Origin of the sequence: Aeromonas sp. R6-1 (assembly GCF_040908165.1) — a bacterium.
Lineage (GTDB): Bacteria > Pseudomonadota > Gammaproteobacteria > Enterobacterales > Aeromonadaceae > Aeromonas > Aeromonas caviae.
Window position 1 is genome coordinate 1 of the sequence record NZ_JBFODF010000049.1, and the last position, 16,841, is coordinate 16,841.

General features: G+C 47.3%; 14 protein-coding genes. All 14 read right to left on the reverse strand.

Annotated features, from left to right (window positions below; genetic code table 11):
• Positions 1–344: sugar nucleotidyltransferase (locus tag AB5Y68_RS16370; RefSeq protein ID WP_368206927.1), on the reverse strand; the 344-nt coding region annotated here is incomplete at its 3' end.
• A 112-nt stretch (positions 345–456) separates the two neighbouring features.
• Positions 457–1,344 (reverse strand): dTDP-4-dehydrorhamnose reductase, encoded by an 888-nt coding sequence (gene rfbD / locus AB5Y68_RS16375; RefSeq protein ID WP_368206926.1) that lies wholly within the window; start codon positions 1,342–1,344, stop codon positions 457–459.
• Positions 1,344–2,429: a dTDP-glucose 4,6-dehydratase gene (gene rfbB, locus AB5Y68_RS16380; protein WP_368207364.1), complete on the reverse strand. Its 1,086-nt coding sequence runs from the start codon at positions 2,427–2,429 to the stop codon at positions 1,344–1,346. The genes rfbD and rfbB overlap by 1 nt, the downstream gene beginning before the upstream one ends.
• 47 nt (positions 2,430–2,476) lie before the next feature.
• Positions 2,477–3,556, reverse strand: coding sequence for a UDP-N-acetylglucosamine--undecaprenyl-phosphate N-acetylglucosaminephosphotransferase (wecA, locus tag AB5Y68_RS16385; protein WP_368207366.1), 1,080 nt, complete (start codon positions 3,554–3,556; stop codon positions 2,477–2,479).
• Positions 3,557–4,025: 469 nt separating this feature from the next.
• The gene (locus tag AB5Y68_RS16390) at positions 4,026–6,011 is read right to left on the reverse strand and encodes a nucleoside-diphosphate sugar epimerase/dehydratase (RefSeq protein WP_113978068.1); all 1,986 of its coding nucleotides are present in this window, start codon (positions 6,009–6,011) and stop codon (positions 4,026–4,028) included.
• The gene (locus tag AB5Y68_RS16395; RefSeq protein ID WP_368207368.1) at positions 6,008–6,889 is read right to left on the reverse strand and encodes a glycosyltransferase family 4 protein; all 882 of its coding nucleotides are present in this window, start codon (positions 6,887–6,889) and stop codon (positions 6,008–6,010) included. The genes AB5Y68_RS16390 and AB5Y68_RS16395 overlap by 4 nt, the downstream gene beginning before the upstream one ends.
• A gap of 153 nt (positions 6,890–7,042) precedes the next feature.
• Positions 7,043–7,993 carry an SDR family oxidoreductase gene (locus tag AB5Y68_RS16400; RefSeq protein ID WP_080770108.1) on the reverse strand — a complete coding sequence of 317 codons (951 nt, stop codon included), beginning with the start codon at positions 7,991–7,993 and terminating at the stop codon, positions 7,043–7,045.
• Complete coding sequence (locus AB5Y68_RS16405; RefSeq protein WP_368207370.1) at positions 7,993–8,799, reverse strand: glycosyltransferase family 2 protein; 807 nt, start codon at positions 8,797–8,799, stop codon at positions 7,993–7,995. Before AB5Y68_RS16405 ends, AB5Y68_RS16400 begins: the two co-directional genes overlap by 1 nt.
• Position 8,800: 1 nt before the next feature.
• Positions 8,801–9,862, reverse strand: a complete 1,062-nt coding sequence (locus AB5Y68_RS16410) for an acyltransferase family protein (protein WP_368207372.1) — start codon at positions 9,860–9,862, stop codon at positions 8,801–8,803.
• A gap of 4 nt (positions 9,863–9,866) precedes the next feature.
• Positions 9,867–13,370: a glycosyltransferase family 25 protein gene (locus tag AB5Y68_RS16415; protein ID WP_368207374.1), complete on the reverse strand. Its 3,504-nt coding sequence runs from the start codon at positions 13,368–13,370 to the stop codon at positions 9,867–9,869.
• A gap of 17 nt (positions 13,371–13,387) precedes the next feature.
• Positions 13,388–14,704: an ABC transporter ATP-binding protein gene (locus tag AB5Y68_RS16420; RefSeq protein WP_368207376.1), complete on the reverse strand. Its 1,317-nt coding sequence runs from the start codon at positions 14,702–14,704 to the stop codon at positions 13,388–13,390.
• On the reverse strand, positions 14,694–15,512 hold the full coding sequence (locus AB5Y68_RS16425) for an ABC transporter permease (RefSeq protein WP_182721659.1): 819 nt from the start codon (positions 15,510–15,512) through the stop codon (positions 14,694–14,696). The genes AB5Y68_RS16420 and AB5Y68_RS16425 overlap by 11 nt, the downstream gene beginning before the upstream one ends.
• A gap of 90 nt (positions 15,513–15,602) precedes the next feature.
• Positions 15,603–16,148 carry a dTDP-4-dehydrorhamnose 3,5-epimerase gene (gene rfbC, locus AB5Y68_RS16430; RefSeq protein ID WP_120415137.1) on the reverse strand — a complete coding sequence of 182 codons (546 nt, stop codon included), beginning with the start codon at positions 16,146–16,148 and terminating at the stop codon, positions 15,603–15,605.
• Between the two features lie 63 nt (positions 16,149–16,211).
• Positions 16,212–16,841, reverse strand: a 630-nt coding sequence (gene rfbA / locus AB5Y68_RS16435) for a glucose-1-phosphate thymidylyltransferase RfbA (RefSeq protein ID WP_368207378.1), incomplete at its 5' end; no start/stop codon positions are given.

The following is a 16,841-nucleotide window of genomic DNA, read 5'->3' on the forward strand; positions in this document are numbered from 1 at the left end:
TAGAAGATGTTGTCCCCCAGCACCAGCGCACAGGGGTCTGACCCGATAAACTCTTCACCCAGAATAAAGGCTTGTGCCAACCCGTCCGGACTTGGCTGCACCTTATACTGCAAATTCAGGCCCCACTGGCTACCGTCACCCAGTAGTTGCTCAAAGCGGGGAGTATCTTGCGGCGTGCTGATGATCAAAATATCGCGAATCCCCGCCAGCATCAGGGTGCTGAGCGGGTAGTAGATCATCGGCTTATCATAGATGGGCAGCAGCTGCTTGCTCACCGCCATGGTCACCGGATAGAGACGGGTGCCAGAACCACCGGCCAGAATAATGCCTTTACGTTTGGTCATGATGCTTGTTTCTTATTTTTAAATTGCAAAAGAAAAAGGTGGCTTGCGGCCACACCTTCCTGTTTTATCCCTGCCAGCCAGGGAGGCAGTCACTACATCTCTGGCCAGTGATTTACTTGCCGAGGATCTCGGTCAACATCCGCTCCACACCGACTGTCCAGTCCGGCAGCACCAGATCGAAGGTGCGCTGGAATTTACCAGTATCAAGGCGGGAGTTATGGGGGCGTTTGGCCGGGGTCGGGAAGGCACTGGTCGGCACCGCATTGAGCTGTGTCACAGCCAGTTCAACGCCGGCTTCTCTGGCTTTGGCAAACACCAGCTGGGCGTAGTCAAACCATGTTGTTGTACCAGAGGCAATCAGATGGTACAGCCCGGCGACCTCGGGTTTGCACTGCGCCACGCGGAGAGCATGGGCAGTGCAATCGGCCAGCAACTCGGCACCGGTCGGAGCGCCGAACTGGTCATTGATGACTGACATCTCGCTACGCTCTTTGCCAAAGCGCAGCATTGTCTTGGCAAAGTTGGCTCCACGGGCGGCGTAGACCCAGCTGGTGCGGAAGATCAGGTGACGAGCGCAGAGAGCCGCCCCCTGTTCCCCTGCCAACTTGGTTTCACCGTAGACGTTGAGCGGTGCAGTTGCATCGGTTTCCACCCAGGGGCGCTCACCGCTGCCATCGAACACATAGTCGGTGGAGTAATGCACCAGCCAGGCACCCAATGCTTCCGCTTCTTTGGCGATCGCCGCCACACTGGTCGCGTTGAGCAGCTCGGCAAATTCCCGCTCACTCTCCGCCTTGTCGACTGCGGTGTGGGCTGCGGCGTTGACAATCACGTCCGGCTTGACAAGACGTACCGTGTCGGCCACCCCTGCCGGGTTGCTGAAATCGCCACAATAATCGGTGGAGTCAAAATCAACGGCAGTGATGTGGCCCAGCGGTGCGAGTGCACGCTGCAGCTCCCAACCGACCTGACCGTTTTTGCCAAACAGCAGAATATGCATCAGGCACGCTCCCCGTAATTCTGCTCAATCCAGGATTGGTAGGCACCGCTCTTGACGTTGTTGACCCACTGTTGGTTATCCAGATACCACTGCACAGTTTTGCGAATGCCAGATTCGAAAGTTTCTTGCGGCTGCCATGCGAGCTCACTGCTCATCTTGCTGGCATCGATGGCATAACGGCGATCATGGCCAGGGCGATCCGCCACATAGGTGATTTGCTCACGATAAGAGCCCGCCTTCGGCACCATCTCGTCCAGCAGATCGCAGATGGTGTGTACCACCTCCAGATTCTGCTTCTCGTTATGACCGCCGATGTTGTAGGTCTCCCCGACCAAGCCCGTGGTCACCACCTTGTAGAGCGCGCGTGCGTGGTCTTCCACATAGAGCCAATCGCGAATTTGGTCGCCCTTGCCATAGACCGGCAGCGGCTTGCCATCCAACGCATTGAGGATCACCAACGGGATCAGTTTCTCGGGGAAGTGGTACGGGCCGTAGTTGTTCGAGCAGTTGGTGACGATGGTGGGCATGCCGTAGGTACGGCGCCAGGCGCGCACCAGATGGTCACTGGAAGCCTTGGAGGCAGAATAGGGGCTGCTGGGGGCGTAGGACGTCGTTTCAGTGAAGAGTGGCAAGGGTTCACCAGCAGACGCTTCATCCGGATGTGGCAGATCGCCATACACCTCGTCGGTGGAAATATGGTGGAAGCGGAAGGCCGTCTTGCGCGCCTCGTCCAGACCGTTCCAATAGGCGCGGGCCGCTTCCAGCATCATATAGGTGCCGACGATATTGGTCTCGATGAAGTCGGCGGGGCCTGTGATAGAGCGATCAACGTGACTCTCGGCGGCCAAGTGCATCACGGCATCCGGTTGATGGGTAGCAAACACCCGATCCAGCTCTGCGCGATTGCAGATATCTACCTGCTCAAACGCATAACGATCGCTTGACGATACATCAGCCAGGGATTCCAGGTTGCCTGCATAGGTGAGTTTATCGAGGTTGATAACGGCATCCTGGGTATCACGGATGATATGGCGCACCACGGCAGAGCCGATAAAGCCTGCGCCACCGGTAACGAGAATTTTCATTCAAAGCCTACTTACAACGTTATAAATAGAAAGTTGCTGCGGATAGATTAACTTTTTTTGATTCGAGCAGAATCAGTTGCTGACACCTTGTTCCCCTTGATCCAACGTCCCAACTTCCAAGCATGTGTCAAGCAGTAGGAATAAGCAGCAAACAGCAACAGATAAAGTGCCATCATCAGCCATTCAGGCAGTTGGGCTTGTTCGGAAACAATGCCGAAGAAGACGATGCCCAGATTGGCAACCACGATCAATAGCAGAGCTTCGCGGGAGGTAAAGCCGGCATGAAGCAGAATATGGTGCAGGTGATTACGATCTGGGCGCAAGGGGGATTGGCCTTTACGAATACGACGGATCATGATGCCCACCATGTCCATCAACGGCAGGCCGATCAGCCAGAGTGCGGTGACAGGGCGAAATGCAGGTTGCAGGTCATTATGTTGTGAACCAAACAGCACCAGATAGCCGATGATAAAGCCGAGGAACATGGAGCCTGCATCCCCCAGGAATATCTTTCGTTTGAAAGGAGGAATTGTGAGATTGACCAGCAGATATGGCGCTAGAGCAATGGTGATGATCAAGCAGAGCTGGGCCATGTCAGGCATGGTGTCGGTAAACAGGATGGAGAGCCCGATCAGCGAGATGCCAGCCATGCTGCCAGCAAGCCCGTCAATGCCATCCATCATGTTATAAGCATTGATGGCGGCGCAGACCGCGACTATGGCGACCAGCAGATCCACAAATGGGATGGTGAGATTTCCGACCCCCAGCACATCACCAAACTGATGAAGGCTGATATTGGTCGAGAGGCAGAGCACCAGGATAAGGAGGGCCTGCAAGCTCAACCGAATCCAGGGGGAGATATCCTTGGCATCGTCAATGGCACCAATCATCATCATGCAACCGGCACAACTCAGCATGATGATGATCGAACTTTGCAAGGGGATCGTGAAGAAGACGCTGAGGTAAACCCCCAGACACACGGCAATGCCTCCAATCAGAGGGACCGCACCAACGTGTTGTTTACGCTGATTCGGCAGATCAACAAGTTGTAATTTAGCTGACAATGGGCGCAAGCAAGCGATAGCCAGCGCGGTCCCCAAAAAGGCAATCAGACCAGACGTTTCCATTTTGTTTCATCCCTTGAAATTATCAGGTTCGTCATTTGGAACGACCTGCTTATAATTTGCCTGACGGCAGCCTGCACTTATTTAGTGACAAAATTGACCGCAACAACCCAGATAGGAATCGATTCAAAAAAGCAATAAAGTGGCTACCGCCCCTGAGTTGCAGCTCCCAGTGTGCTCGCAGTCCACATATTGTTAAGTTTGCCAAAGATTTATGACAGTTTTTATCCTGCTCACCTTGGCAAGCATGACGGCGAGGCGCTCGTTATGCTTATCCGTCGTGATAACCATGATCATGCTGAGCCTATTAAGCACAAGAGGATACAAGATTAATTTTGAATCGGCGGGGTGATTTTACCTATGCTTTGCTCAAAAGGGTAGTCAATCTGGTCTAATCAGTTTTTGATCGCTCAAAAAAACAACCAGAAATTGAATTAAAAAGATGTCTTATGAGGCGCGTAATAATAGAATATCATTGATTTTCCATATAAAAATCGATGTTGTGTGTAGGAAGTGGAACCACATTGTCTGTTGGCAGATCACGTTGTTTAGCAAGCCAGACCAGGTCACAGATACCGTCTGTTGGTTCGAACGCAGCAGGAGCGTGCATCAGAATGTCGCGTACTTTCTGTTGATCAAAGTGGTGACAGGCGTCATCCAGCGAGGCCAGCAAGGGACGCAGCCTTGACCAGGGGAGCCAGCATTCTTGCGCCACCATGATCCTGGGATGTTCTGTACCTCTAGCATCATCCCCAATCAACAATTCCTCATAGAGTTTTTCACCTGGCCGCAACCCCGTCACCTCAATAGCAATGTCGCCATCGGGCCGAAGTTCATCGCGAAGCGTCAGACCGCTAAGACGGATCATACGTTTTGCAAGCTCCATGATCCGGACTGGCTGCCCCATATCGAGCACAAAAACATCGCCCCCCTCCCCCATCGCGCCCGCCTGGATAACCAACTGGGCCGCCTCCGGTATTGTCATGAAGTAGCGTATGATATCGGGATGAGTCAGAGTAATAGGCCCACCTTTGTCTATCTGTTGTCTGAACAGTGGCACCACTGAGCCGGAAGATCCGAGCACATTACCAAAGCGCACCATACAAAAACGGGTTTTGTGCTTTTCACGGGTCAAGGCTTGCAGGATGAGCTCGGCCAAGCGCTTGCTGGCCCCCATGGTGTTGGTTGGGCGTACCGCTTTGTCAGTGGATATCAGTACAAAGGTTTCAACTTCCGCTTCAATGGCTGCTTGAGCAGCATAAAGAGTGCCAAATACATTATTGCGCACCCCTTCTATGATATTGAACTCGACCAAGGGCACATGCTTGTAAGCGGCAGTATGGTAGATAGTCTGGATCCGAAAGCTCTGCATCACCGTCTTGAGGCGGTGCTGGCGCTGCACCGAGCCCAGTAACGGAGCAAGCTCAGTTTCAATTCCCTCACGTTCGCACTGTTCACGCAAGTTTTTGTGTAAGACATAGAGGGCGTATTCAGACAGTTCAAACAGAACCAAGGTGGATGGCCGACACCGCAAGATCTGGCGACAGAGCTCCGATCCAATGGAGCCCCCAGCCCCCGTCACCATGACCGCTTTGCCTGTGATGTTGGCTTCCATCAATGTCGTCACCGGCTCTACCGGGTCTCTACCCAACAGATCGTCGATGGAGACTTCATTAAGCTGATCAATACGGGCAGAGCCATTGACCAGATCGGCCATACCCGGGATAGACAGCACTTCACAAGATAGTGGCTCTAGTGCATTGATCACTTCCTGACGACGAGCCCTGGTGCTGCTTGGCATGGCCAACAGGATCTTCTTCACCCCATGGTGATCAATCAGGGTGGGGAGCTGAGCACTGTTGTATACGGTACATCCCTGAATAACGCATCCTTGTTTGGCAGGATCATCATCCACAAAAGCAACTGGGTAAAACTCATTGCCTTGCAACAAAGCCACTTGCAACTGCCGCCCCGAGGAACCCGCACCGTAGATCAGAACCTGTGTACGCGCCAAACGAGTAGTATTCAACAGTGCCCGAAAGAACAACCGCACACCACCGACCATCAACACCAAAAACGAGAGATAGATGACCGATACGGTTCTGGGCAGGAAGATATCGAAGTAAAACGCAGAGATAACAAAAAAGCTCGTTGAAACAAATGCACCTAATGAGATTGTCCAGAGCACTCGAAAACTAACATATCGCAAGATTGCACGATACAAACCCAAGCGAACAAAGACACTAATACTGAGGACAATAATTGCACACAAAAGGGCCCAATGATGGGGGCTTGCGATTGGCCAGCTATGTTCAAGCCTGATCCAATATGCCCCCCAATATGCCATGGTAATCAATAACGTATCTACTGAGACAGATATTGCTCGTTTGCTGGCTCGTGACAAGGAACCAAGGCAGGTAAGTAACCAGCTACCTCCCGGCCAAAAATCTGTGCTCATTCAGGTACTCCTGCCTTTAGGTAAAATGCGAGATAAGTTAGCGGTAAGTAGGCAATAATCAGACCCAACACGCCATCGAGCCCCCCCCCAACAATCATGGCAGCAATCGGTGCAAGCCAAAGCACATTTATGAAGAGCACCATCAGTGTCACGTTACGATGACTTTTCCAGTGCCTTGCAGCATATTGAAATGCGTGAGTTCGATGAGCTTCACTCAGGCGGCATTTGAGACGATAGCGATTCAGTAAAGTCCAGGTAGCATCAACGACAAAGACGCCGAGCATGACAAGCCACGCCCACAGGAATTGGGGAGCGAAAGTTGCATCAAGCAACATCAGGGATGCGAGCATCATACCAAGGAAGCCACTGCCCCCATCTCCCATGAAGATCTTGGCCGGTGGAAAATTCCAGCACAAAAAGCCCGCAGCAGAAGCCCCCAGCAACAGGGTCAAACTCGCAAACGGCCACTCACTTCCTAAAAGGTAATGCAGTAATGCCATGACAACACAAACAGTCACGGCCTCACCGGCAGCCAGGCCATCGATGCCATCCATGAAGTTGTAAAGATTGATAAACCAGATCACACCTAACCATGCCAGCGCATAACCAAACCAGGCAAGATTTAGCTGCCACCCCAAGAAGGTCAGCTCTGGCAATCCATCAACAGCTAATACAACCAATGCAGCAGAAAGACTCTGGACAATTAAACGAGTTTTTGGCTCGAGAGACAGGTGATCATCGATAAAACCAACTAGTGCGATGCCCAGTGCTGCAATCCATATCAATAGCAAGCTTCCATAAGATACCCCATACAAATCCGACACCTGGCTCACGACGAGAATAGGAGAAGCCAACAGAAATGTAGCGACAATCGCCATGCCTCCACCTCTCGGCGTAGGGATATAATGTGAGCTGCGATGATTGGGTTGGTCAAGAAGACGGCTCTGACCGTAGCGCTTAAGTAAGCCTGTCATGATCATGGAGAAAAACAAACATAAAACTAGAAGTAACGGAAATGTCAGCATCACAAACTACTCATTTTTGGAAGATGCCATCAGGGATAAAGCCTGAGAAAACGTATAAGGAGCCGACCATTGTAGCTGCCTCTGAGCCTTGCCCGTATCCATTTCTAGAGAGCCATAAATCCGCTGCAATTTGGCATCAATCCCAAAGCAACGACCAATCCCTCTTACTAGAATTGATGGAATATAAAACAGTCGAGAAGGGACACCTTCAGCATCAGCAATAGCTATCAGCATTTCAGATGTCGAAACAGGAACTGGATCTGCGACCAAAAAAATCTGATTCACGGTAGCAGGATGATCTATCGCACGAGCAATGAAATCGCATAAATTGGGTAATGCCAATAAACTCCGTGCATTTTTCAAGCGGGCAAAGGGGAGTGGAAAACCGGTATGCACCATCTTTAACATGCTGGCAAAATTAGCCTTCACACCCTTACCATAAATAAGAGGAGGCCGGATAATGGTGACAGCCATACCACACTTCTTAGCAAGTGCCATCAGCCCTTGCTCTGCATCATATTTTGAGCGGCCATAAGGGTCTTGTGGTGGATTCTGGACATGTTCATCAAACGGCTTACCGGGCTCAGTCTGCTCACCATTTACTTTAATCGAGCTAATAAATATGAAGCGCTTAACACCAGCATCTGCGGCCTGGTTTGCGAGATTTAATGTGCCAATTGTGTTTACCGCTCGAAACGCTGTTAGAGGATCTGCTTCCTTATCAGACATCACATGCACCCTGGCGGCACAATGAATGACAACATCCACCTGTTGTAATTGGGTTGTCCAGTTTGCATCTGCTGTCAAAGAGGGAGCGTTGATGTGATACGAAGCAAGCGGGTGACTTCGCACCGCACCTTTCACATTCACGCCCAGACTCAGCAGGTGTTCACAGACCGCCTTGCCAACAAATCCGTTGGCGCCTGTTACCAAGACTGTACTTTTGATATCTGACATTACCACCAACGCCAACCGTGAATATTGAAGAAAGTCACCATAGAGCGCCCAAACATCCAGATATGGCGCCAGCCTTTGCGGGATGCATGGCCACCGTGATGGACAACCTTCACTTGAGGAACATAGGCAATCCGGCTGATCTTTCCTGCCCGCAAACTGATGTCAAAATCTTCGAAATAGAGGAAAAAGCGAGGGTCAAATCCTCCGAGCTGCTGCAGAACATCTGTACGAAACAGCATGAAACAACCACTGACAATGGGTGGATCCCACAGCACGTCATGATTGTTGAGCTGATCAGCCATCTCATATTTTGCCAACCGCAGATGGAATATCTTCTTCACAAACGCGGGCGCAAAACCACGCAACAATAGATCAAAGACTGTTGGATAACCTTTGCAAAGCCGTTGTACCTCACCATCAGCCCATGTCGCCAAAGGCGTCAATAATCCACACTCCGGATGTTGCTCCATAAACTCGAGCGCATTTTTCAGTGCATCTGGAGCCACTTCAAGATCTGGGTTCAGAATAAGATGATATTTAGTATCAGTCTGTAATGCACGGTTATGACCAGCCCCAAACCCAGGATTTGACTGTGCAAAAATCAAGTCATGATCACCTATAAAACTCTTGCTTACATCTTCATTTTTAATAGAAAAATCACTCGATGGAGAGTGGTCTACAACTATCAAGGAACTCACAACCCCAGCATCAGTTACTGCTCTCTGTAATTTTTTGAAAGTTGTTGTTATCATTGACTTTTCAGTGCAATAAGTAACCACAGAAATAGATAAATGATATTGGCACATGCTATTTAATCCAGTAATCACGCCACAGTAAAATATTGCGTTCAAAAACGTTATAAATAGCAGCAGAGATAATTAGCGTAGCAAATATAAAACCAAGCCAATATAAAATAGCAGTATCCTCAGTCACATTTGGCAAATAGAAACCCATAGCACTTAACACTAATAAATTTACGAGATACGCAGAATATGACCATCTGGCAATTGGCTTTACAAATCTATAGAATAAATTATTTACCCTTAAGTTAATACCAAAAACAAGCAGACCAGCGGCAGCGAGATTCGCTATTGGAAATAATAAAATTTTTAATAACAAACTGTCATCCATAACTTCATCTGGCTGCATCGAGATAATAATAACGGGTATTAGCAACAAAGCTAAGAAAGGTGCTGCCTTAATTGTTATATCTCGCCATAGTTTACCATGGTAATAAAAATAAGAGGTTAATACGCCAATCATAATTGAATCAAGACGTAATAATGCTGTCGATCTGACTTGATTAAATGTTAAACCAGGCTCTAAACACACAAATATTATGCGCATCATCAAAGAAAACACTAGCAATATAAAAAGAGTAACCAATAATGTCCGCATAGCAGAACCTTGCCAAGTAAAAAGCATTAGTATTGGTATAAAAAAATAAAAAATTTCTTCAATTACCAAGCTCCAAGCCTCACCAAAAAAACTAGGATGGGGCGATAACAAGCTTTGCGTAAATGTCATATAACGCCATAATTCTGGTGCCGATTCAGGTCGCCATGTGTCAATAATCAGCCAATTTAAGAGTAAGAACAATAAATAGTTGGGATAGGTCCGTAAAAAACGACGCCCCCAAAATTTAGGAATCCAGCCCCAACGGCTATCACTTTTAGAACTCTTTTCTATAATAATTGAGCCTATTAAAAAACCAGATAACACAAAGAATATCTCAACCCCGAGAAAACCACCAAACTTAAAAAGTTGAGCATCTGGAAAAATGGGAAGCAACAAGCGTCTGCCATGTGATAATAGAACCAGCAGGATAGCACTGGCTCGACAAATGTCGAGCCAGTGATTGCTTTTCATACTATCACGATTGTTTAGAGCTGAATTCATCTAACTTTAGCCCCAAAAGCCTTTCACTTTCCGCAATCATTTCACGGTATGTGCTGTTATTAAAGCCCCACAATGTGGAATCCAACTCTTCTTTATGTCCTACTAAAAATTTTGGTGTAGTAATTACATGTAGATCACTGCGACTTTCAATATAACGATCTATTGTATTAGTTTTTGCATCATGATTTCGATCATCCCAACCCAAGAGCTTTTCATAGAAATCTCTGGAATAGATATTCATTACCGTACTAGTCATTTTGTCAATCGTGACATATTTTTGGCCATTATAGTCCGTACACGCCAAGATATTAGTATCTTGATGCAAGTTAGCTATCAGTCCCGAGAAAAGATCCCAATCTTTTCGTTCATTGAGATACTCATTTACACTTTTCAGACGAGATAAAAAATGCTCAGGAAATTCAATATCATCTTCGCAAATCATTATACGTTCAAGCCCTAGGTCTTTTGCGCGATGCAAGAGAAATTTATAACTCAAACCACAGCCAACCCATCCAAGACGATGCCTTAGACCAGGGAAATACTGAATCCCATAATGATTGTCATTATCAAAATCCGCACGTCGGGAGACTGTTTCAGGGAGTCCTAAACATACCATATCCGAATCAAAACTAATTGAATCTCCCACTGCAGTATAAAATTGTTCATACGTGATAAGATCGTGAGCTAAAAATGCTCTCAGAAAATAATATGAAAAAACATCAGGAGTCTCTACACATGCCTTTCTTAATTGAACGCTTCGCTTATTCCGTCTAACATCATCACTAACCCAGTAGCGAACTCGCTCTACCATTTCATCAATATTATTGATTGGCACAAAATCGACTAGGGGCAACAATGCTGAATGCTCATCCATATCTGCACTTTCTTCAGATACAATAATTTTATTTTGCGACAAACACTCGTATATTCTGGTCGTTTCCAGTAGCGCGCCTTCATAATAATGAATATTAACAATCACCTTTGCTTTTGCCATTTCAGCATACAACGCATCACCAAAAAGATCATTGATGATTTTCACTGAAAAATGCTTTTTTAGCTCCGCAACATAGGCTCTACGTCTATCATTATTAATGTCACCATAAAATAACACATCAACCGTCTCAGGAACCGAGTCGGCAAGCTCGCGCGGAAGAAAACCCACAGGCAGATGATAGAGCTGGCGATAGCTCAATCCTTTATCTTGCAAAAAGGCAATATTCTTTAAAGAGTAGTCGAAAATGGCCAGGGAATTTTCCAGACGAGCAAGGTAATCGTCAGTGAACCAACGAGAACTGACTGACTGCTCAAGTTGATAAGCGATATATTGCCCAGGTAAAACAGGGAACATCTGTGGACAGATAACGATATGCAAGACATCCAAGTAACCTTCTTCAGGCATTTGATATTGAACTACAGCCTGAATATTCACTTTCTTCAAACTTGCGCACATCAATTCGGCAAGATAACCACAATGCGTAGTTGTTAGAATAACTAACTCAGCAGTATCTTTATCTCCCAGAGAAATAACCTCTGGCATGGCATAGTGAGACTGATGACCCAATATATGGCTAATGCGATGTAACGTCTCTCTGATTCCATGATGTCGCAAACTGCGCCATCCTTTCATTAATAATGATGGGTCTCTGGCAAGAATAACCATAGGACGCACTAACGGGCGGATCATGCGCGCCAGTTTACCACGCCGGCCTCCTTCGCTGCATACTTGTCGCCAGCCATGTTGTAATGCAACAACATCACCACGCATCAACCGGCCCATCACTCTTAAAGGCATTGTTATCCGCCAGGACAAACTGGTTGTCACTTGTTGTTGCCAAGCTTGAAAGAGAGCATCCTGATGCTGAAGTTGATTTTCAAGAGCATTAACTTGGCGAGATGAAAACTCGGCTTGTTCAGAGATAACTGCCAATCGCTCAGAGAGAATTTCAGCCTGCTCAGATGCCGCTGATGACTGTTCAGAAGCAATAACTAGCTGTTCAGAAATAATTGCAGCCTGCTCAGATGCCGCTGATGCCTGTTCAGAAGCAATAACTAACTGTTCAGAAATAATTGCAGCCTGCTGATGCGCTTCCTCAATATTTTTCTGTTGCCTCTCGATGATAGAAAGAGCCTCCTGATGTTGACGCGCAATTTCAGCTTCATAATCAGATAGATGCTTGGCATGTAACTCTGCTTGTTCAGACAACGTGGTTGCCAATTCAGCATTACGCTCTTGCCAAGCTCGCGCATCAGCCTGATGCTCACGAACAAGATTGGCAAACTGTATAGAAACAGCTGCTTGAGCCGAAGAAGGGAGACTATCAAATATTTTAGGATCAAGGTGATCTTGTCGCATGTATTCACTCACATGGCAAAGTATTATATCGTGCTGTTCAGGTTCGCCCAATCGAAAGCGTAAATATGCAGGTTTTAACTGTAATGAATAGGGCACCAAATATCCAAATAGATAGAAACTGAGCCGTTTTATACGTTCAGCATCATCATGCGCTTCCAATATAAAATTGTAAGAATTATCACCCCATACCGTTAGTGACTTGTCAAGTAAAAGCGCCTCCAGTCCTACGCTGGAGTTGACAGTTAATATCTTTCGACACAAAGCAACAAAATATAGACTATTAGGTGAGTCATCGAGATTGATCTGCGCAGCTTTAAGCGCAAATGGACTTCCCGGATGGGCGCGAACAAGCAGATCATGTGCTGCCACTTTCTGACGTGCGGCAGCAAGCAGTGCGAGATTGCTCATTCCATTGCCATAAGCAACCAGATTAGAGTCGTCTTCAACTTGCAACACCGCCCCACATTCATAAGTGGTTTGAGCAGGCAAACTCTGGCAAGTTTCGGGATGAGTCAAGAAAAAATGCAATAGCTCTCGTGTTGTGAGTGACAATTGCCAATCATCACAGAGGGAATAACGTTGAGCTGACTCAGAGTTGCCATTGACACCGCGAAAATCGACATACCCGGTCTCACGATACAGGGGGCCACGCAGTGGACCCAATTCAATATGGATGACAGGAATACCACGGGCAGCACACACCGCCTCCAGTGAAGCGACATTACATATAGTGACGATGGCTTCAAGTTTAGCCGGAGCTGTATCTAGTAACCCCTCAAGCTCACGCTCAAAAGCCGCATCGCGCTCACACAAGAAACGCCGAAACGCCTCTATCGGATTACCATTGAGCTTATTCAGCCAATCATCAAATCTATTCTCATTCAGCCATGCATAATGATGTTGCTCAGGCATGGCATTAACTGGCAAGGAATATCCCAACCGAGATTGTACTGCATGATCACATTCCCAGCGACCTTCCCAATCACTAGGAGCCCGGACATAATCACGCCCAGTAATAAAGAAAGCTGATTCATCAGCCCACTCACAAAGTAAACGGTAATAGCACCAAAGATAAGGTGCAGCTTGGACACGAAAAGGATAAGGAGGTAGAAAAGCAGCCAGCATGGATAACTCCGAATAATTCAGGCCAGAACAGTAATTGGAGCATGTACAACACCGCCCAATTCTCGGGCAGACCAGAACTTGACCGCACGCATTGGCCGGCGCTGATCAAGTTCTTCACGCATTCCTCCTCTGAGGGTGGCCAACCCACAGTGCAGTAAATAATCACCACTATTGATTGGTAAAGTAACTTGATAAGTCACTATTTGGCGACCTGGTTTCAAAGTGAGAGAATGGCCGGCAGCAATATTGTTATCCCCCCATATATCACCACCTTGAGTCCGACTCAAAGAAAGTCCGAGCACTACATCTTCAATAGCCTCACACGCCAAGAGCTCAAAGCGCAGTGTTAAAGTCTCCCCAGATTTCACTAACGGTTCTTCATGATAAGGTGTTCCATCATTTTTTAATATTGTCAGACTTGCTATTATGGCGCGGGCAGAGCCAAATCGTTTTTCACCCAGCACCATATTTGCTTCATTTTTTTGCTTCTCAATTAAGAGCGATTGAGATGGACATTCTCCGTCATTTTCACTTGCTACTGATGAAGATGACTCTGCTTTTTCTTCCGACAATATCATCCCTTTTTCATACGCCATGACTGCTGCTAAGACATCCGTAGTATCACCAATCAAGCGTCCCCCTTCCATTACCAGACAACGATCGGCATACTCCAGAATACTGCCTGTTGAGTGGGTCACCATCAAAATGGTTACCCCCTTCGCTTTCAGGGCCTCCATACGCTTGAAACACTTGTATTGGAAACCGATATCGCCAACTGCCAGCGCTTCATCGACGATCAAAATTTCAGGGTCTATGCACGCCTGTACCGCAAACGCCAAACGCACGTACATGCCACTGGAATAGGTCTTGACGGGTTGCTCCATAAAATCGCCAATGTCGGCAAAACGAGCAATTTCATCAAACCTTGCATCAATATCCTCTTTACTCAATCCCAGGACACTGGCATTGAGATAGACATTATCACGCCCACTGAACTCCGGATTAAATCCAGCCCCCAGCTCAAGCAAGGCTGCAATACGGCCATTGACGTTAACTTCACCATGAGATGGATTAAGGGTGCCGCAAATCAGCTGGAGCAGCGTGGATTTCCCGGCCCCGTTATGGCCGATAATTCCAACGGTCTCGCCCTTTTTAATCGTGAAATCAATGTCCCGGAGCGCCCAAAACTCGCGATAATATTGTCTGGCAGCACCACGAAACAAGTGGGATAAGCGAGGAATGACAAACTGTTTGAGTCGATCGACCGGTTGCTCATAAACCTGATAACACTTGCTCAAACCACGCACTTCAATCGCGACTTTGTCAGAGCACATCGGCAAACCCCTTACGCGTTTTCTGGAACAAGGCAAATCCGGCGTACATTACCGCCATACCGGCAATCAATGTAATGCCGTATAACTCCCAAGAAGGCAATTTTCCCCAATAGAGCACATCCCGTACCTGTGCTATCACCGGGGTTAGTGGATTGATGTTCAACCAATGGCGATACTCTTCTGGCAACGCTTCAACAGGGTAGAATATCGGTGAGAGGAACATTAATATTGTACTGATTACGCCCACCAGTTGTGAAAGATCACGCAAGTAGACCCCCATCGCAGCAAGTGCCCATGAGACGCCCATGACTAACAAGGCAAGCGGTAAAATCACAACAGGGAAAAGCAACGCGGTAACAGGCGGAATACCAAAGGCAATAGTATAAAAAGCGATCCACACCAAAAAACTGATCAGTAGATTTATCATGGCACTACCCAATGCAACCCAAGGCAGGATATCAAGTGGAAATACAACTTTTTTGACGTAGTTGACATTCTCCAGAATCAAACGTGGCGCTCGATTAAAGCACTCTGAAAATAGATTAAATACCATTAAGCCTGCAAACAATACCAGAGCGAATTCGCTACGCGAATCACTACCACCACTCCAGCGAGCCTTAAATACCACACTAAAAATAAAAGTGTAAACAGCCAACATAAAAAGTGGTGTAAATAGAGCCCACAAATTCCCAAACAGTGAGCCTCGATATCTAGCAGCAACTTCTCGACGAACTAGAGTGATAATTAAATGACGATTATTATAAAAAGACAACATGCGAATTGGTGATATACTGCTATCTCGATTCATAAACAACCTTGGAAAAATAATGAAGCAATATCTTGCGAATACACATCAAAATATTATAACTCATCCGTTTTATAAAATGACAATGGAAAACTAAAGGAAATATTCCGCATCAGAAAACATAACAGCCATCTCATCCTTTTTTGATAAGATCGTCTTATCTGATGGCCAATTAACACTTAAGTTCTCGTCATTCCACAATATGCTCCTGTCACTTTGCGGATGATAATAGTTTGTCGTTTTATATAAAAACTCAGCTGTCTCACTTATAGTGAAAAAACCATGTGCAAACCCTTCCGGGATCCACAACTGTCGCTTGTTTTCACCTGACAAGTGAACGCCAACCCACTGGCCGAAGGTCGGTGAGCTTTTGCGAATATCTACCGCCACATCAAACACTTCACCAGCAACACAACGCACCAGCTTGCCCTGGGCATGGGGAGGTAGTTGATAGTGCAAACCACGCAACACCCCTTTCGAGGATTTGGAATGATTATCCTGCACAAAGTTAACCGGATATCCTACCGCCTCTTCAAACAACTTGTGGTTGAAACTCTCAAAGAAAAAACCACGCTCATCACCAAATACTTTTGGTTCAAAAATAAGCACGTCAGGAATCGCTGTCTTGATTACATTCATCTGTCTATCCACATTTGATTCAATTTTTATGGGGGGAGCATCTTCCCTCCCCCCTATATCACATCAGGCTTTGGCAACCATTTTTAGCAAATATTGTCCATAGGCATTCTTCGCCAATGGCGCAGCAAGCTCACGTATCTGGTCGGCACTGATAAACTTCTGGCGATAGGCGATCTCTTCCGGACAAGCCACTTTCAACCCCTGACGGGTCTCGATGGTCTGAATAAAGTTGCTCGCTTCAATCAGGCTTTCATGGGTACCGGTATCCAGCCAGGCATAACCACGGCCCATCATGGCCACCGACAGATTGCCTTGCTCCAGGTAGATACGGTTCACATCGGTAATTTCCAGCTCACCACGGGGCGATGGCTTCAGGCTCTTGGCGATCTCCACCACGCCGTTGTCGTAGAAATAGAGGCCGGTCACCGCATAGTTGCTCTTGGGCTCCAGTGGCTTCTCTTCCAGCGAGATAGCGGTACCCTCTTTATCAAATTCCACCACCCCATAACGCTCGGGGTCATGCACATGGTAGGCAAAGACGGTAGCGCCACTCTCTTTGGCCGCTGCCGCCGCCAACTGCTTCTGCAGGTCGTGGCCGTAGAAGATGTTGTCCCCCAGCACCAGCGCACAGGGGTCTGACCCGATAAACTCTTCACCCAGAATAAAGGCTTGTGCCAACCCGTCCGGACTTGG